The sequence below is a fragment of the Pseudomonas coronafaciens pv. oryzae str. 1_6 genome (genome assembly GCF_000156995.2).
GTDB classification, from domain to species: domain Bacteria; phylum Pseudomonadota; class Gammaproteobacteria; order Pseudomonadales; family Pseudomonadaceae; genus Aquipseudomonas; species Aquipseudomonas tremae.
Window position 1 is genome coordinate 446447 of sequence record NZ_CP046035.1, and the last position, 18682, is coordinate 465128.

Here is an 18682-nt window from a genome sequence, read left to right on the forward strand (position 1 = left end):
CACTCTTGGCGGGACAACAGGCGGGATTCGTCATGGCTGATCGTCACGACTACGTGGCCCTTGAATGGCTCAAGGGCGAGATCGCCGAGACGCTGCGACAGGCCCGAGAGGCACTGGACGCGTTTATCGAAGACCCGTCCGACAGCGCGGCGATGGCTGAGTGTCTGAACCTGGTGCATCAGGTTCACGGCAGCCTGCAGATGATCGAGTTCTACGGTGCCGCTTTGCTGGCCGAGGAAATCGAGCAACTGGTGCTGGCCGTTCAACAGAACCGCGTTACTCATCCGGTCGAGTCCGAGCAGTTGCTCATCCAGGCCATGAGCCAGCTGCCGATCTATCTGGAGCGTATTCACTCGGCGCGTCGTGATCTGCCGCTGGTGGTGCTGCCGTTGCTCAACGACCTGCGCAGTGCGCGGGGCGAAAGCCTGTTGTCGGAGACCAGCCTGTTCGCTCCGCAACTGGTCAACGTTCCTCCGCTTGATGATGACGAACTGACCCGCCGCAATACCCCGGACCTGCCCAACCTGCTGCGCAAGCTGCGTCAGACCTTGCAGGCTGCGCTGGCGGGGCTGATGCGCGAGCAGGGCGTGCAGACCCAGCTCGGTTACATGGCCAAGGTCTTTGCCCGGCTGGAGCAATTGTGCGAAGACGCACCGCTAGGGCCGCTGTGGCGTATTTCCACGGCTCTGGTCGAAACCATGCTCAACGGCAATTTCACCAACAGTCCGGCCTTGCGCAGCCTGTTGAAGGATGCCGACAAGGAGCTCAAGCGCCTGGCGGAACAGGGTGTGACAGGCATCAATCAGCCTGCGCCCGAAGAATTGCTGAAAAGCCTGCTGTTCTATATCGCCAAGTCCGACAGCCTGGCGCCGAAGATGCTCGACCTCAAGGATCAGTACGCGCTGGCCGACGCCTTGCCCGGCAGCGATGTGGTCGACGAAGAGCGTGCGCGCATGGCCGGCCCGGACCGGGACGCGATGCGCTCGGTGATCACGGCGTTGTGCGAAGGACTGGTGCGGGTCAAGGAGCGCCTGGATGTGTTCGTGCGCGGCGATCGCCAGCACGTCAGCGAGCTCAATGCGCTGTTGCCTCCGCTGCGCCAGATCGCCGACACCCTGGCGGTGCTCGGTTTTGGTCAGCCGCGCAAGGTGATCATCGATCAGCTTTCCGTTGTTCTGGGGCTGGCGCAGGGGCAGCGTGAGCCTACTGATGGCGCGCTGATGGATGTCGCGGGCGCATTGTTGTATGTCGAATCGACCCTGGCGGGCATGGCCGGCAGCCACGAGCAGTCAAGCCGCGAAGAGAGCCGACTGCCGACCACCGACCTGACACAGATCCACCAATTGGTGATCCGCGAAGCGCGCAATGTGTTGCAGCAGGCCAAGGACGTCATTCTCGATTACATCGATGGCGAGTGGGACCGACAGCGACTCGACCCGCTCTGTGCCTTGCTGGTGCAGGTGCGTGGTGCGCTGGCAATGATCCCGCTGGCCCGTGCGGCAAGCCTGCTGGCTGCCTGTAACGAATACATTCAGGAACACCTGCTGGTTGACGAAACCCGTCCGACTCCTGTGCAGCTCGATTGTCTGGCCGATACCATCACCGGCATCGAGTACTACCTTGAGCGCATGCTCGAGGACCACGAGGCGCCGGGCGATCAGGTGCTGGACATGGCCCAGCAGAGCCTCGCCCGTCTGGGTTATACCCCGGTCACGGACACCCTTGAGGTACCGCTGCTCGATGAAATCATCACTCAGGACGAGTTACTGGAACTTGATGATCGCCAGGCGCTGGTAAGCCCGACGCAAACCATCGCGCAAGTCCTCGCCAGCCCGCTGTCTGCGGTCAATCCGCCTGCGCGCAACGTACCGGCCAGCCTGCTGCCACCTTCTACTGAAGAGGAGGCGGTAGACGACGAATTGCGCGATGTGTTTCTAGAGGAGGCCGACGAGGTGCTCGATGCCTTGGGCGAGTACCTGCCGCGCTGGTTTGCGTCGCTTGGCAAAGGCCCCCAGTGGGACAGCGCTGCGCTCACCGAAGTACGCCGGGCTTTTCATACTCTCAAGGGTAGCGGCCGCATGGTACGGGCGCTGATCCTCAGCGAGCTGGCATGGTTGGTGGAGAACCTGCTCAATCGGGTTCTGGAAGGCGAGGTGTTGCCGGGGCTAGAAGTGCAGCAGTTGATGAGCGAAGTGCTGACGTTGTTGCCGTCGGTGATCCGCGATTTTGCCGACGGTGCGCAGTGCCAGCGCAACGATGTCGACCTGTTGGCGGCCCGAGCCCATGCGCTCGCCAACGGCCTGGAAGCGCCGACGCTTGCCGCTCGCGATGAACCTGAGGCGGACAAGGCGCTGGATCCGCAGTTGCTGGAAATTTTCCGTCAGGAAGCGCTTGGGCATCTGAGTACGCTTGGCCGATTCCTCGACGTCGCCGAACAGTCACTGTCGCCTTCGATCAGTGACGCGGTATTGCGCGCCCTGCATACGCTCAAGGGCAGCGCGCACATGGCCGACGTGCTGCCGATTGCCGAGCTGGCCAACCCGCTCGATCAACTGGTGCGCGAATACAAGGCCAACCTGATCGATATCGGACCGCCTGAACTCAGCCTGCTGCGCAGTGCCGAGCCCTTGCTGCACAAGGGGCTGGAGCAGCTGGACACTACCCCGCTGGCTGAAATTCCGGGCGCACCGCAACTGATCGAAGCAGCCTTCTCGCTGCTCAACGACCGGCTCGCCGCGGTGCTGCGCGAGTCGGACAGTGGCTTGCGAATCAAGCGTAATCCCCAGCTGATTGCCAGCTTTCTGGCTGAAGGCATGGACATTGTGCTGGACGCCGAAAACCTCCTGCGGCGCTGGCGTCAGCACCCCGGCGAGCGGCAGGAGCTGAGCGCGCTGCTCGACGAACTGACGACCCTGGGGCATGGCGCCCACCTGGCCGATCTGCCGCAGGTCGACGAATTGTGTGAAGCCTTGCTCGACCTTTATGGTTCGGTCGAGGAAAGCAGCCTGGCAGTCAGCGAGCGCTTTTTCGATGTGGCGGAAAACGCCCACGAGGCCCTGATCAACATGCTTGATCAGGTGGCTGCCGGTCAGGATGTCGAGCCTCGTCCGGAATGCGTGCGCGCCCTGCTCCAACTGCTGGATCAAGCGCTCGACCCGTCGGCGACCGGGCTGGTCAAGAGTGACGGCCACCAGACCCTGACTGTCACCGAACTCAATGCTGCGACCGAGCAACTGGCCAGCGAGGCTGCGCCTGCTGACGCTGCCGATGCGGACGATGAAATTGTCGAAATATTTCTGGAAGAAGCCGTCGATATCCTCGACAGCGCCGGGCAGGCCTTGCAGCGCTGGCTGGCTGATCCGGAAAACCCGGCGCCACTGGCTTCGTTGCAGCGCGACCTGCACACCCTCAAGGGTGGTGCGCGGATGGCTGAAGTGGCGGAAGTCGGCGACCTCGCCCATGAACTGGAAAACCTTTACGAAGGCTTGATCGACCGGCGCTTCCACCATTCAGCAGCATTGGCAGAGCTGCTGCACGAAAGTCACGATCATCTGGCGATTCTGCTGGAACAGTTGTATCGGCACGAGCCGCTCAGCGATCCCTCGGCCCTGATCGACGCACTGGGCCGCTGCCGCAATGCCGAGAGTGCCGCACCGGACGTGCAGGCGCCGCCCGTCCCCAGTGAAGACCCGCCAGAGCATGACAACGAGCTGCGTGAGGTCTTTCTCGAGGAAGGCTTCGACATTATAGAAAGCTCCGGTGCGGCGCTGGCCCGCTGGCAAAGCGACCCGCATAACCTGCTGGAGGTCGAAAACCTGCTGCGCGACCTGCACACCCTCAAGGGTGGCGCCCGAATGGTCGAGATCGCCCCGATCGGCGACCTGGCTCATGAGCTGGAAACCCTCTACGAAGGGCTTTCCGCCGGCAGTCTGCAACCCGCCCCCTTGACGATCAGCCTGTTGCAAAGCGGCCACGATGTGCTGGCCGACATGCTGGACGCGGTGCGAAACGACAAGCCGTTGCCCGACGCTGCGTTGCTGATCGAAAACATCCGCAAACTGGCTCGCCACGAGCCGGCAGGCGAGCCGTTGCCTTCGCAGGCTTCGGTGTCTGGCCAGGAACCTGTCGTGGTGGTAGCGCCGGTCGCCGACGGCGAGGCTGAGCGCAGCGGGCCGGAAATGGTCAAGGTGCCTGCCGAGCAATTGGAGGACCTTGTCAACCTGGCGGGTGAAACGTCGATATTCCGTGGCCGCATCGAACAGCAGATTCTCGACTCGCAAATCACGCTGGTCGAGCTGGAAACCACCATCGAGCGTATGCGTGATCAGTTGCGCCGTCTGGACATGGAAACCCAAGGCCGCATCCTCAGTCGCGAGCAGGTGCAGGCCGAGCGGCTGGGCTATGAAGAATTCGACCCGCTGGAAATGGACCGCCATTCGCAGTTGCAGCAATTGTCGCGCGCGCTGTTCGAGTCTGCCTCCGACCTGATGGATATCAAGGAGACCCTCGGCGCACGCAATCGAGATGCCGAAACGCTGCTGTCGCAGCAGGCAAGGGTCAATACCCAGTTGCAGGAAGGCTTGATGCGCACGCGCATGGTGCCATTCGAGAGGCTGGTGCCGCGCCTGCGCCGGGTGGTGCGCCAGGTGGCGTCCGAGCTGCACAAGAAGGTGCGTTTCGAGGTTGGCAATGCCGAAGGTGAAATGGACCGCAATGTGCTGGAACGAATGGTCGCGCCGCTTGAACACATGCTGCGTAACGCCGTCGATCACGGTCTTGAAAGCACTGAAAAACGTATCGCTGCCGGAAAGTCTGAGGAGGGTTGCATCACGCTTGAGCTGATGCACGAGGGCGGCGACATCCTGATCGAGCTGAGCGACGATGGTTCGGGGGTCGACCTGGCCGCAGTGCGCCGCAAGGCCATCAAGCGCGGCATGATCCACCCGGATGCAGACCTGTCCGATCATGAAGTTTTGCCGTTCATTTTGCAGGCCGGGTTTTCCACCAGCGATATCATCACCCAGATTTCCGGGCGCGGCGTTGGCATGGATGTCGTGCATGCCGAGGTCAAGCAGCTGGGCGGCTCGATGGTCATCGACTCGGTGCCAGGCAAAGGCACGCGGTTCCGCATCCGTCTGCCGATTTCGGTTTCGGTCAATCGGGCGCTGATGGTTGCGTGTGGCGAAGAGCAGTACGCAGTGCCGCTCAACACGGTCGATGGCATCGTACGGGTGATGGCCAACGAACTGGATGGCTATTACCAGACCGTTCCACCGCGTTATCAATACGGCGGACGCAGCTACGAGCTGCGCTACCTGGGCGAGCTACTGGGTAACAGCCCGCCCAGGCTGGTCGGGCAACTGCAGCCTCTGCCGGTGCTGCTGGTGCATCTGCAGGATCAGTGGGTGGCAGTGCAGGTCGATGCGCTGGCAGGCTCGCGGGAAATTGTGGTCAAGAACCTCGGGACGCAGTTTTCCAGAGTGCAGGGGATTTCCGGGGCAACCATTCTGGGTGATGGCCGCGTGGTATTGATTCTCGACCTGATGGCGCAGATTCGTACGTTGCAGCGCCTGCCTTTCAAAGGGTTCACGCCTGCGGCATACACCGAGATCGAGCATGCCAAGCCGTTGCTGGTGATGGTGGTGGACGACTCGGTGACGGTACGCAAGGTGACTGGCCGGTTGCTTGAGCGCAATGGCATGCATGTGTTGACTGCCAAAGACGGGATCGACGCGATGAGCCTGTTGCAGGAACACACACCCGATATCATGTTGCTGGATATAGAAATGCCGCGCATGGACGGCTTCGAGGTGGTCAGCCAGATCCGCCAGAACGATCAGCTCAAGGAGCTGCCTATCATCATGATCACTTCCCGCTCCGGCCAGAAGCACCGCGACCGGGCAATGGCGCTGGGCGTCAACGAGTACCTGAGCAAGCCTTATCAGGAGAACGTGCTGCTGGAAAGCATCGCTTACTGGAGTCAGGTCAATGTCTGAAGGTACGTTTCAGACCAGTCGGCTCACCAGCCTGACAGGCCTGCTGTTGCCGCTGAGCGACCGCCACCTGCTGCTGCCTAATGTCGCGGTCGCCGAACTGATCGACTACCAGGACAGCAGCGCTGAACCCGGCGCACCCGAATGGTTTCTGGGGTTGATCAGTTGGCGCGAACTGAGCTTGCCGCTGCTCAGCTTCGAAGCTGCCTGCGGTGGGCGCACGCGAGTGGGCGGTCGCGCCCGGATCGTGGTGCTTAACGCGCTGGGCGGGCGCAACGGTATCAGATTCATCGCGCTGCTGACCCAGGGCATTCCGAGGTCGTGCAAGGTCGACAGCCAGTTGAGCTACGTCGACGTGCCGCTGGCCGAGCTGGAGCTGGCCGCCGTACAGATCGGCGAAACCGTCGCGCGCATTCCCGACCTGGAAGGTCTGGAGCAGTGGTTGGTGGATGCGGGGCTGGCGCCCTAGCGTCGATCTTCGGACACATCAAGAGCGGACGCCCGCGAGCTATGGGTATGAGGATCAAAAACCTCATGAAGAACAACTGATCTCCAGATGCTTGCCCCAGTCCGGTGGGCGCTGGGCGTAGCCTTGCATGCCGGGTTGCTCGGTGAAGGGCGTGCAGAGCACCTGATGCAGGCGGCGAACTTCTTCGTAGTCACCCTTTTCAGCCGCTGCGATGGCATTCTGGGCCAGGTAGTTGCGCAAAATGTACAGCGGATTGACCGCGTGCATGCGCGCCTGACGGTCCTGCTCGGTGCCGCTTTCTTCAAGGGCGATACGCGCCTGATACTTCTCGGCCCAGCCGTCGAAGCCCTTGATGTCCACAAAGTCGTCACGCAAGGAGCGCAGTGCTTCGGCAGCAGGTTGATCGCCCAGGCGGCGGAAGAACAGGGTGTAATCCACGCCGCTGTTCTGCATCAGTTGCAGTAGCTGACTGATCAGTTTGTCGTCCTGTTCTTCGGCACCCGTCAGGCCCAGCCGGCGCCGCATCAGGTCCAGGTAGTGCGCCTGATACAGCGGCAAAAACAGGCCGATTGTCTCGCGCAATGCTTCCACACTCACAAATGGCGTCAATGCCTGCGCCAGCGCACTGAGGTTCCACTGAGCAATAGGCACTTGATTGCTGAAGGAGTAACGACCTTCGTGATCAGAGTGGTTGCAGATGAAGTGCTCATCGAAATCGTCCAGAAACGCAAACGGGCCGAAGTCGAAGGTAATGCCCAGAATCGACATGTTGTCGGTGTTCATGACACCGTGGCAAAAACCGTAAGCCTGCCACTTGGCAATCAGCTCGGCATTGCGCTCGACGATTTCCCGGAACATCGCCAGATACGGCTCAGGCTGCTCCTGACACTGCGGGTAATGCATGGTCAGCACATGTTCGGCCAGCGTATTCAGGTGCTCGGGCTGTTTGGTGTAGAAAAAGTACTCAAGACTGCCAAAACGCACATGGCTCTGCGCCAGCCTCAACACCATAGCCGCGTGTTCCTGGGTCTCTCGCCAAACCGGCGTGCTGGAGCTGACCACACAAGCGGCGCGGCTGCTGGGAATGCCAAGCGCGTGCAGCGCTTCAGAGGCCAGAAACTCCCGAATCGACGAGCGCAGCACTGCGCGACCATCGCCCATGCGCGAATACGGCGTGCGGCCCGCGCCCTTGAGGTGCAGGTCCCAATGCTCACCTGCATCGTTGTAAACCTCACCAAGCAACAGGCCACGGCCATCACCCAGACGCGGGTTATAGGAGCCAAACTGGTGGCCTGAATAAACCATCGCCCGCGGCTCGGCTTCGGCCCACAGTTTGTGGCCGCTGAAGATTTCCGCGAACAGCGGCAGGTCAGCCTGTTCAGGGACCAGGTCCAGCAGCGCCAGGGCGGACTGGCTGGCAACCACCAGACGCGGTGCGTCGATTGGCTCGGGCAGTACGTGGGCGGAAAACGCGTCGCCCAGGCGGGCAAAGCGGTTGTCGAAAATGAGTTCGTCGAGTGCTTTCACAGCGTTTCGCCTCCAGAGGAGAATGTCAGGCTTGCAACGGAACGGCGGCCTGTCGGGCTCGTCGGCGGTTTTCAACGATCAGAAACCGTAGACCCAGGCCATCAGCGGGAGTTCTGGCGATCAGGTATCGGCCCTGACTATCGGTTTCGGCTGCGCTCGTAAGCGGCCAGCACCGTACGCTCCGATTGCACCAAGTAATCCTCCAGCATGCGCATCGCCTCGTAGGGCTTGCCTGCATCGAGACAGCCGAGAACGGCGGCGTTCATGTCGAGGTACGGGGAGTGAAGCAGCTCGGGATTGTTGAGCAGCCCGAAGGCCAAGCGCAACTCTGCCGATATCTGCGCATAGAAGGCCACCAGTCGCGGGCTGTCGGACAGCTCGACGATGGCCTTGTGAAACATCATGTTAGCGGTGCCCACGGCAATCCAGTCACTGGCTTCACGCGCCTGCACGCCGGCCTCGACCGCATTGCGCATGTGCAGCACACCTGGATGCTGTGGATAAGCCTGGGAGATCGCCCTGCATTCGATAAAGCGCCGGATGCGATAGATATCGATGATCGAAGCGATGTCAGGCTTGGCCACGGTCACGCCACGGTTGGGCTCATGAGTGAGCAACCCTTCGCGGGTCAGTATTCTGAAGGCTTCTCTCAAGGTGTTGCGAGAAATCTGCAGGCTCTCGGCCAGAGTCGCTTCCGAGAGGCGTTGACCGGGGACCAGCTCGCCCTCAACCAGCATCCTGCGAAGCTCTGCGGTGATTGATTCTCCAAGCGTACGAGGAAGGGCAGAAGCAGCATCGTTCATAAAGGGTCCAGAGAGAAAAAAGCCAGGTCGATATTCCACGACAGCGTATTGGCTGGCAAGGACGAAGGTCACCAGATGCTTCATCAGGTAGCACTCTTGAGTTCGTGCGTAACAATATGGTGCGAATGAGTGACCTAGGCTGATTAGATTGTTCAACAATATTATCGTTATGTATCTACAGGTTGCCTTGTTTGATTGAGCTTTGGCATGGTCATTGCTCTGGCAGATTACCCCCTACCTCAGGAATGCCGCCGTGACACAGACTGCCAATGAGTTCACCAAGGCGCGCCGCGCTTCTTTGATAGCTGCGATCTTCATGATGGCGACCTCTGCCATCGGCCCCGGCTTTCTGACCCAGACCGCTACCTTCACCGCGACCTTGGGGGCGGCATTTGCCTTCGGCATTCTGGCATCGATCCTGATCGACTTCGTGGTGCAACTGAACGTCTGGCGTATCGTCACTCTGACCAGAATGCGCGCGGCCGATCTGGCCAATACGGCGATTCCGGGCAGCGGCTATCTGTTGGCGGTGCTGGTGATCTTTGGCGGGCTGGTGTTCAGCCTCGGCAACATTGCCGGCGCGGGCCTGGGCTTGAATGCGCTGACCGGCCTTGACCCCAGGTGGGGCGGTGCGTTGAGCGCGTTGATCGCCATCGCGATCTTCTCCTCCCATCGGGCAGGCATCGCAATGGATCGCATCATGATGGTGCTGGGCACCCTGAAAGTCGGCCTGATCCTGTTTGCCGCGTTTGCGTCACATCCTCCGCTGGGGGAGGCGCTGCGCCAGACCGTTCTGCCGGACCTGATCGATTTCGCGGCCATCACCACCATTGTCGGTGGCACCGTCGGCGGTTACATCACCTATGCTGGTGCGCATCGCTTGCTTGATCGCGGCACAGTCGGCGTCGAGAACATCGACGTGGTGTCCAGAGCTGCGCTGACCGGTATTCTGGTCACGGGGATTGTTCGTTACGTGTTGTTTCTGGCGATCCTTGGCGTGGTCGCCAGTGGTGTCGTCATCGATGTGTCCGGCAAGGGCGCAAACCCGGCAGCCCAGGCGTTTACCGCAGCTGCCGGCGACTTCGGTCTGATCATGTTTGGTCTGGTGCTCTGGGCCGCGGGTATCAGCAGCGTGATCGGCGCTTCCTATACATCGATGTCGTTCATCACGGTGTTTTCAAAACATATCACCGAACGCGGGCGCAACCTGGCCACGGTCGGCTTTATTCTGATTACCGTGGTCGTATACGTAATGTGGGGCAAACCGCCGGCTGCGCTACTGGTGTTTGCCGGTGGCTTCAATGGCCTGATCCTGCCGCTGGGCCTGAGTATTTTCATGTACGTCGGCTGGCGCCGTTCCGACATGATGGACGGCTACCACTATCCACGCTGGTTGTTGGTGCTGGGCGTACTGACTTGCCTGCTGTCGTGGTACATGGCGTTCATGTCGGTAGGTCCTATCTTTGCCTTCATCAATGCAGCCTGATTTCGGAGAACAGCAAATGCCTGCGATAGACCTGAACAGTGACCTCGGCGAAAGCTTCGGCGCCTGGAGCATGGGCGACGACGAGGCCATTCTCGATGTGGTCAGCAGCGCCAATGTGGCGTGTGGCTTTCATGCCGGCGATCCGGCCGGAATCCTGCGCACCCTTGAAGCCGCTGCCGCACGCGGCGTCTCGGTCGGGGCTCACGTGGCGTATCCGGACCTGGTCGGGTTTGGCCGTCGCAACATGGACATTCCGACCGATCAGTTGATGGCCGATGTCATCTACCAGATCGGCGCATTGCAAGGCCTGGCCCGCAGCGCCGGAACAACCGTGAGTTACGTCAAACCCCACGGCGCGCTATACAACACCATTGCTGGCGATCAGCGTCAGGCAGCGGCGGTCATTCAGGCGTTGTTGCGCATTGACCCCACGCTGAAGCTTGTGTGCCTGGCCAATTCACCCTTGCTCGGCTGGGCGCGGGAGGCGGGCCTGTCTTGCGTCGCCGAAGCATTCGCCGACCGCGCCTATACCGTCGAAGGCACGCTGGTGTCTCGCTCGCGGCCCGGTGCCGTACTTCACGACGCCGGCCTGATCGCCGATCGCATGCTGCGCCTGGTGCGCGAGGGCATCATCGAAGCCGAGGACGGTAGCGAGATCAGCCTGCAAGCTGATTCGATCTGTGTACATGGCGACAGCCCAGGCGCGGTAAACATTGCCCGCATCCTGAAAGACCGCTTGCACGAAGCAGGCGTTACCGTCCGCGCATTCAGTCGAGGCTGATCATGAACAGCACACTGCAACACGCCCGCCAGGCGGCCATCGAAGCCCGTACCCGTTACCGCGAAGGGTTTGTCTCGCCGACTGCTGGCCAGGCGCCTGGGTTGACCCAATGCAACATGATTACACTGCCACGCGACTGGGCCTATGACTTTCTGCTGTTCGCTCAGCGCAACCCGCAAGCCTGCCCGGTGCTGGACGTGACCGAACCCGGCAGCTACACCACGTTACTTGCCGAACAGGCTGACTTGCGCACCGACCTGCCGCTGTATCGGGTCTGGCGCGATGGCCAATTGGCCGAAGAAATCAGCGACGCCCGCGAGATATGGGCTCAGCACAGTGATCTGGTCAGTTTTCTGATCGGTTGCAGCTTCACCTTCGAGACCGACCTGATGAACGCCGGGATCGATGTGCGACACATCAGCGAGGGCTGCAACGTGCCGATGTATCGCAGCAATCGTGTCTGCAGGCCCGCCGGCCGCTTGCAGGGAAACATGGTGGTGTCGATGCGTCCCATCGCAGCAGACCGCGTTGCAGAAGCGGCCAGAATAACCGGACGCTATCCCGGAGTGCATGGCGCGCCAGTGCATGTCGGTGAGCCTGAACGGCTCGGCATCAGCGACCTTGCGCGTCCGGATTTCGGCGATGCGGTGACCATCAAACCTGGCGAGATTCCGGTGTTCTGGGCCTGTGGTGTAACGCCACAAGCGGTGGTCATGGCATCCCGTGTGCCGTTTGCCATTTCCCACGCGCCGGGCCACATGTTCATTACCGATATTCCCGACAGCTACTACCACGTATAGGAGAGGCTCATGCGTTTCTACCCGGCCAACCTGGACGCGCTGCTGGTTGAACTGTCGAATCTGGACGAGACTCTTGCGCTGTTCGAATCACTGCAGCAGCAGCCTGTCGCTGGCGTTGAGGAGATCGTCCCGGCGGCCCGAACACTGCTGGTGCATTTTCGTCCTTCCGCCATCGGTTTCGATGCGCTGGCGGCGCAGATTGCCTCACGTGACATCCGCGGCACCGCTCGCGAGCCCGGCAAGCTCATTGAAATACCCGTGCATTACAACGGCGAAGACCTGGCCGACGTCGCCCGCGAGCTGGATATCAGCATCGACGAAGTGATCAAGCGCCACACTGGCAGCGACTACAACGTTGCGTTCTGCGGCTTTGCGCCCGGTTTCGCATACCTGAGCGGCGGCGCGGGCTTCGTGGTGCCACGCCGCAGTACGCCACGTACCCGCATTCCGGCTGGCGCGGTGGCATTGGCGGGTGGTTTCAGCGGTGTTTATCCACAGGCCAGCCCTGGTGGTTGGCAGATCATTGGTGTGACCCCATCGACGATGTGGGACCTGAGCCGGGACGAGCCAGCCTTGCTTCAGCCCGGTTATCGGGTGCGCTTTCAAGACGCGGGTCCTCTGCCCGTGGCCGGTGTTTCGGTGCCTGCGCCAGTCCGTCGGCAGGTTTCAACGGTCACCGAAGACTATCTGCACATCGTCACGCCGGGCCTGCAAACCCTGTTTCAGGACCTGGGCCGTCCCGGTCAGGCCGGGCAGGGCGTTTCGGCTTCTGGCGCGCTGGACCGTGGCGCACTGCGTGCGGCCAATCGCGCGGTTGGCAATGATCCGGCAACTGCTTGCCTGGAAATTCTCATGGGCGGCCTGACGTTCACGTGTGAGGGCCAGACAGTTGTTGCGGTCACAGGTGCGCAACTCATCGTCGACGTGTTGACGGCCGATGGGCAAAAGTTGCAGCCGCCGCTTTATGCGCCATTTTCTTTGCAGAGCGGCGATCAGGTCAGCATCGGCTCGCCCAGTGCCGGGCTGCGCAGCTACCTGGCCGTTCGGGGTGGTTTTGTGCATGAACCAGTGCTCGGCAGCCTGTCTACCGACACGCTGGCGCAGGTTGGTCCCGCAGCGCTGGCAGCCGGTGATCGGCTGGGGTTCAAGCGCAAAACCGGCGGCCTTGCAGTATCGACTGCCGAGCAAACGGCCTTCGAGATGCCGCGTAATGATCAGATCATCACCCTGGATGTGGTCATGGGCCCGCGCAGCGACTGGTTCACCGCCGATGCCCAGCAACTGCTGGCGCAACAGACCTGGTTGGTGACGCCGCAATCCAACCGGATCGGCATCCGCCTGGCGGGCGAGCAGTCGCTGGAGCGTGCCGTCAGTGGCGAACTGCCCAGCGAAGGCACCACGGTTGGCGCCATTCAGGTGCCGCCCAGCGGCCAGCCGGTGCTGTTCCTGGCTGACCACCCGCTGACCGGTGGCTACCCGGTGATCGGCGCAGTTGCCACCTATCACCTCGATAAGGCCGGGCAGATTCCGGTCAATGCACGCATTCGTTTCAACCCGCTGAGCGCCTTCGAGCCAGTGCGCCCCGCCACTTCAGACGAGACCGATAACAGATGAAAAAGGTTCTGATTGCCAACCGTGGCGAAATTGCCGTTCGTATTGCCCGAGCCTGCCGTGACTATGGCGTCGCCTCGGTGGCGGTGTATGCCGATGCCGATATCGACGCGCTGCATGTGCGTCAGGCCGATGAAGCCTATGGCCTGCAAGGCGAGCGCCCGACCGATACCTACCTGAATATCGAGAAACTGCTGGCCGTAGCAGCGCGCGCGGGTGCCGACGCGGTCCATCCAGGCTATGGCTTCCTCTCGGAACGCGCCGATTTTGCGCGGGCCGTTATCGACGCCGGTCTGACCTGGATCGGCCCGGACCCAGCCACCATCGATGCGCTGGGCGACAAGGTTCAGGCCCGTCGTATCGCGCTTAAAGTTGGTGCGCCGCTGGTGGCAGGCACCGAAAATCCGGTGAAAGATGCCTCTGAAGTGGTCGCGTTCGCCGAGCAGTACGGCCTGCCGATTGCCATCAAGGCAGCCTTTGGCGGTGGCGGTCGCGGCCTTAAAGTGGCCTGGAAGCTAGAAGAGGTTGCCGAACTGTACGAGTCCGCCGTGCGTGAAGCGGTTTCAGCGTTTGGCCGCGGCGAGTGTTTCGTCGAGCGCTTTCTGGACCGCCCTCGGCACATCGAAGCGCAGATCATCGCCGACCGCCACGGCCGGGTAGTCGTTGTCGGCACCCGTGATTGCTCGCTGCAACGCCGCAACCAGAAGCTGATCGAAGAAGCACCCGCGCCTTACCTGAATGACGACCTGCGCCAGCGCATCCACGATTCCGCACGAGCGGTGTGTGCCGAGGCTGGTTACGTCGGTGCCGGGACAGTCGAATTCCTGCTCAGCGGTGATGGCACCCTGTCGTTCCTGGAGGTCAACACCCGCTTGCAGGTGGAGCACCCGGTCACCGAAGAAACCAGCGGCATCGATTTGGTCATCGAGCAACTGCGCGTGGCCGACGGCCTGCCGCTGTCGTTCGACGGCACGCCTGTGCCACGTGGCCACAGCTTCGAATTTCGTATCAACGCCGAAGATGCAGGCAACGGTTTCCTGCCGACGCCGGGCACCATCGACGTGTTCCAGCCGCCGTCCGGACCGGGTGTGCGGCTGGACACCGGCGTGACAGTCGGCTCGCGAGTGTCACCCAACTTCGACTCTATGATCGCCAAACTGATCGTCACCGGAGCAACCCGTGAACAGGCCATCAGCCGCGCCCGTCGCGCTCTGGCCGAGTTCAAGGTAGAAGGCGTCGCCACCGTGCTGCCGTTTCATCGTGCCGTCATGGACCACGACGACTTCACCGCCGCCGACACCTTCGCCGTACACACTCGCTGGATCGAAACCGACTTCGCCGAACACGTCACTATCGCGCCGCGCAATGCCGCACCGGTCGACCCGGGCGTGCTGCGCACCTTCGTCGAAATCGACGGCAAACGTCATGAACTGGGCCTGCCTGCTGCGCTGCTACGTGGCATGAGCCTGAACTCTGCCGCACCGACGGATGCCAGTCAGCCAGTTACAGACGCGCCTGACCCGCACGCAGTGCTTACGCCAGTAGCCGGCAATCTGCATGCGTGGGCGGTCGAGGACGGAGCGACGGTAGAAGCCGGTCAGGTAATCGCGATCATGGAAGCCATGAAAATGGAGACATCGATACTGGCACCGTGTGCCGGGCAGTTGAAGGTGAGCAAGGAACCTGGCGAGTATCTGGAGGCAAAAGTGGTGATTGGGCGGGTTGAGGCCTGATGTAATCGCTGTTACGCACAACCGGGCTTTGTTGCCCGGTTGACGCGTGTCGGGTTGGTTGTCTCAGTCCAGCCGCAACTCAGGCGGCTCTGGCGCGTCCTTGGTGGCTGGTGCCACTTTGGTGTCTACCGGTTGCAGTGTTGTTTGCCCGGTAGGCGCGCTGTTCTTGTCGCCGGGTTCGGCTGGCACCAGTTTGTATTCCAGGCCTTGGGTGTTCTTGAGGTAGATCTCCATCTGGCGGAACGAGATGTTGATGTGCTGCTTCTTGAACTCGCGGTTGATGAAACGGTTGATCTCGTCAAGTACCGGGTTGCGGTCGCCCAGGTCGCGTACGTGCATGCGCAGTTCGTGGTCGAGAGTGCTTTCGCCGAAGTTCAGGAAGTAGACGATGGGCTCCGGGTCCTTGAGGACGCGAGGGTTTTCGCGGGCCGCTTGCAGCAGTAACGAACGCACCAGGTCCAGGTCAGAGCCATAGTCCACGCCCAGTTTGAGGGTCACGCGGGTTACGGTGTCGGTCAGCGACCAGTTGATGAGCTGGCCAGTGATGAAGGTCTTGTTCGGGACGATGATGTCCTTGCGGTCGAAATCAGTGATGGTCGTGGCACGGATGCGGATTTTGCTGACCGTACCCGACAGGGCGCCAATGGTGATGGTGTCGCCGATCCGCACCGGTCGTTCGAAGAGGATCATGATCCCCGAAATGAAGTTGGCAAAGATTTCCTGCATGCCGAACCCCAGGCCTACCGACAGCGCTGCGACCAGCCACTGCAGTTTGTCCCAGCTCACGCCCAGCGTCGACAGGGTGGTCACGAAACCGATGCCGGCGATGGTGTAGGACAGCAGGGTAGTGGTGGCGTAGGCGCTGCCCTGTGCCAGGTTCATGCGGGACAGCACCAGCACTTCCAGCAGGCCAGGCAGGTTGCCCGCCAGCACGAAAGTGGTGACGATGATCACCCCGGCGCCGAGGAAGTCGCTGAGGCTGATGGGCACCATGCTCATGTTGGCGCCGGTGCCGCTGGTGTATTCGTAGAGGATGATGTTGTCCAGATAGGCGAATACCGTGATCAGCTCGGCCCAGACCAGATACAGCGCGCCGACGAAACCGGCCAGCAAGGCCAGGCGGATCAGGCGTAGCGACTGCTGGTTGACCTGTTCGATGTCCAGCTTCGGCTCTTCGACAGGGATATCGCTGTCGCCGTTTTCTCTGGCTGCCTGACGCTTGGCCAAGGCGCGCTGATAGGCCAGTCGCCGTGCCGCTACGCCAAGGCCACGGACGAAGGTGGCTTCGACCATCAGCCAGATCATCATCAGGTACAGCGTGTCGATCAGGCGGTCGCTGAGCTTGAGTGCGGTGTAGTAATAACCGAAGCACACCGCCAGAAACAGCGCGACGGGCAGTGCCGTGAATGCCACGCCAATCGCTTTGCGGAACAGTGAAGCATTGTGATGCGTCGGGCTTGAGATCAGCAGTCGGCCCAGCAGCCAGGTCATCAGCGCGTAGCAGGTCAGTACGACGCCGATACCCAGTACGTCGTCAGACAGCGCAGCAGGCTGGTGCTCGGCGACTGCTACGACGGCAACCAGCGCCAGCACCACCAGCCCCAGGCGACGAACCCAGCCGCGCAGGAACGCGACCTGCGCCGGTTCCCAGCGGAAATGCAGCTGCGCTACGCCGGAGGGTGCCAGTACGCGGTAGGCGGTGTAGAACACCAGCCAGGCCAAGGCGATTTGCAGCAGCGCTTCGCCCAGATTAGCGTTTTGTCCGCGCGCGTCGATCTGCAGGGCATAGCCGCACAGCGCCAGCCCCAATGCTACCGGCATGGCCAGCAGCACGTTGATCAACAGCGCCAGCGGGGTTTTCCACTGGCTGTCACGCTTGAAGTGACCGATGTCAGCGTGCAACCGGTTGAGCTTCTGATAAAGCGCCTTGCGTCTCCAGGTGAGCACACCGATCAGCAGCAACAGTGGCAGAAACAGCAGCGGCCGCTGCGTCAGGCCGTCCGACAGCTCGCTGAGGCTGGAAGTCCAGGGCAGGGTCGCGACCTGTTTTTCCAGACGTGGCCAGATGTTCTGAAACCACTCCAGGTCCAGCGGCTTGTTGCTGGGAATCCAGAACATCTGCTCGTCCAGCGTGGAGCGCAGGCCCTGAGCGGTACTGGTCAACTGCTTCTGGTTCAATTGCAGTGTGATGGATTCATTGAGCAACGCGCTAAGTTCGCGGTTCAGGCGCTCTAGCAGGTCACTGCGGGTGATGGCCAGGTCCAACAGGGTTCGGCGCAGTTGCGGGGTGACGTTTTCCGGCGCTTGCGTAGCCAGCAGGCGTTCTACGTACGCGCTCGGGGTGCTCATCTGCTCCCGCTTCTGGTTGATGTCGAACTGGTACAGGCGGATGTTGGCGATTTCGTCAGCCAGGCCAGTGTCCAGCTCCAGATGCGGCAGCGACTGCTTCTGTTTGTAGAGAATCTTCGACAGCAGCAGGCTGCCGCTCAAGACGTTGATCTGCTCGCTCAAGGCCTGATCGGTCTGAGTCAGGTTGTCGAGTTGCTGCTTGGTCTTGAGGTTTTGCTGGGTCAGTTCGTTGAGGCGATCGGTACCGCGCAGCAAGTAGTCGGAGAGCTTGAGGTTTTCAGAACTCTCGGTTGCCAGCAGGCTGCTGCCCCCGGATTTCTGCGCTTCCAGAGACAGGTCGGCCACGGTTTTCTGTGACTGGGCGCGGCGCTTGTCGTTGATCAGGGTTTGCAGGTCCTGAATTTCCTGCTCCTGACGCGCTACTTTCTCAGTCAGCAAATCATGCTGGCTATTGCCCAGATCCTGAAGCTGGCTGTTACCGGCCAGTTCCTGGCGGCGCAACAGGTTCAGAGCATTGATCGACGCCAGTTCTGCATTGAGCAGGTTGCGCTGGTCGGCGTTGATTGTCTTTCCATTGTCCTTGCCGCTTTTGAGGGTGGCGTTGATCTGCTGAATGCGTGTCTGATTGGCGCTGATCTCAGCCTGTGCCCGTTCCGGTCGCGTCTGCGCGGTGATGGCCAGACTGTTAGCGTCGTTGAGTTCGCTTTGCAAATCACTTTGCTGGGTGCTGCGCTGGCTGAGAAGCTGCTCCAGTTGCGGCACGTCGAGGCCGCCGTAGCGCTGGGCGACGGGCACCACTTTGCTTTCTTTCAGGCGGGCCAGTTCACGCTGGTTTTCCGAGGTCTGCTTGGGGGCCTGAGCCAGTTGTTGCTTGAGCGCTTCGAGTTTCTGCTCGCTGTCTTTCTTGCTGGCCAGAAACGCCAATGTCTGTTCGAGCACCTGCTGCAACGCCTTCTGATCGGCATCAGGCAGCTTGCGGTCGGCAATCTTGTCGAGACTTTGCTGCACAGCCTCGCTGGTCGGAGGGTCGGCGGCCAGCGCCGGGAAGGTGGACAGGCAAAGCGCAAACAGTGCGGCAGCACAAATGGAACGCAGGGAAAACATAGACACCGGTCGCATGATGATACGTG

General features: G+C 61.3%; 10 protein-coding genes. 7 read left to right on the plus strand and 3 right to left on the minus strand.

Annotated features, from left to right (window positions below; genetic code table 11):
- The first annotated feature begins 32 nt into the window (after positions 1-32).
- Positions 33-5996: an Hpt domain-containing protein gene (locus POR16_RS02150; RefSeq protein WP_122381208.1), complete on the plus strand. Its 5964-nt coding sequence runs from the start codon at positions 33-35 to the stop codon at positions 5994-5996.
- Positions 5989-6462, plus strand: a complete 474-nt coding sequence (locus tag POR16_RS02155; protein WP_005888360.1) for a chemotaxis protein CheW — start codon at positions 5989-5991, stop codon at positions 6460-6462. Before POR16_RS02150 ends, POR16_RS02155 begins: the two co-directional genes overlap by 8 nt.
- Positions 6463-6525: 63 nt before the next feature.
- Here POR16_RS02155 and selO read toward each other — a convergent pair whose 3' ends face one another.
- Together selO and POR16_RS02165 are read right to left on the minus strand one after the other, a co-directional pair.
- The gene (gene selO / locus POR16_RS02160) at positions 6526-7989 is read right to left on the minus strand and encodes a protein adenylyltransferase SelO (RefSeq protein WP_005888362.1); all 1464 of its coding nucleotides are present in this window, start codon (positions 7987-7989) and stop codon (positions 6526-6528) included.
- Between the two features lie 137 nt (positions 7990-8126).
- Positions 8127-8792 carry a GntR family transcriptional regulator gene (locus POR16_RS02165; protein WP_081004301.1) on the minus strand — a complete coding sequence of 222 codons (666 nt, stop codon included), beginning with the start codon at positions 8790-8792 and terminating at the stop codon, positions 8127-8129.
- 253 nt (positions 8793-9045) lie between these two features.
- Here POR16_RS02165 and POR16_RS02170 point away from each other — a divergent pair, with 253 nt between their 5' ends.
- From POR16_RS02170 to POR16_RS02190, 5 genes are read left to right on the plus strand one after another with little or no spacing between them, the layout of a single operon-like run.
- Positions 9046-10278 (plus strand): NRAMP family divalent metal transporter, encoded by a 1233-nt coding sequence (locus POR16_RS02170; RefSeq protein WP_005888366.1) that lies wholly within the window; start codon positions 9046-9048, stop codon positions 10276-10278.
- Positions 10279-10294: 16 nt separating this feature from the next.
- Entirely contained in the window at positions 10295-11059 is a 765-nt protein-coding gene (locus tag POR16_RS02175; RefSeq protein WP_024668627.1) for a LamB/YcsF family protein, read from the plus strand.
- A gap of 2 nt (positions 11060-11061) precedes the next feature.
- Positions 11062-11859, plus strand: coding sequence for a putative hydro-lyase (locus tag POR16_RS02180; protein WP_005888371.1), 798 nt, complete (start codon positions 11062-11064; stop codon positions 11857-11859).
- 9 nt (positions 11860-11868) lie between these two features.
- Positions 11869-13473, plus strand: a complete 1605-nt coding sequence (locus POR16_RS02185; protein WP_024689960.1) for a 5-oxoprolinase subunit B/C family protein — start codon at positions 11869-11871, stop codon at positions 13471-13473.
- Positions 13470-15203, plus strand: coding sequence for an acetyl/propionyl/methylcrotonyl-CoA carboxylase subunit alpha (locus POR16_RS02190; RefSeq protein WP_005888377.1), 1734 nt, complete (start codon positions 13470-13472; stop codon positions 15201-15203). The genes POR16_RS02185 and POR16_RS02190 overlap by 4 nt, the downstream gene beginning before the upstream one ends.
- A gap of 63 nt (positions 15204-15266) precedes the next feature.
- On the opposite strand, the gene mscK is transcribed toward POR16_RS02190, so the two are convergent.
- Complete coding sequence (gene mscK / locus POR16_RS02195) at positions 15267-18656, minus strand: mechanosensitive channel MscK (protein WP_005888379.1); 3390 nt, start codon at positions 18654-18656, stop codon at positions 15267-15269.
- Between the last annotated feature and the right edge of the window lie 26 nt (positions 18657-18682).

Bases quoted from the DNA above. Each gene is read 5' to 3' on its own strand.
- POR16_RS02155 (WP_005888360.1), top strand. From the start codon at position 5,989: ATGTCTGAAGGTACGTTTCAGACCAGTCGGCTCACCAGCCTGACAGGC.
- POR16_RS02175 (WP_024668627.1), top strand. From the start codon at position 10,295: ATGCCTGCGATAGACCTGAACAGTGACCTCGGCGAAAGCTTCGGCGCC.
- POR16_RS02165 (WP_081004301.1), bottom strand. From the start codon at position 8,792: ATGAACGATGCTGCTTCTGCCCTTCCTCGTACGCTTGGAGAATCAATC.
- POR16_RS02150 (WP_122381208.1), top strand. From the start codon at position 33: ATGGCTGATCGTCACGACTACGTGGCCCTTGAATGGCTCAAGGGCGAG.
- POR16_RS02190 (WP_005888377.1), top strand. From the start codon at position 13,470: ATGAAAAAGGTTCTGATTGCCAACCGTGGCGAAATTGCCGTTCGTATT.
- mscK (WP_005888379.1), bottom strand. From the start codon at position 18,656: ATGTTTTCCCTGCGTTCCATTTGTGCTGCCGCACTGTTTGCGCTTTGC.
- POR16_RS02185 (WP_024689960.1), top strand. From the start codon at position 11,869: ATGCGTTTCTACCCGGCCAACCTGGACGCGCTGCTGGTTGAACTGTCG.
- POR16_RS02180 (WP_005888371.1), top strand. From the start codon at position 11,062: ATGAACAGCACACTGCAACACGCCCGCCAGGCGGCCATCGAAGCCCGT.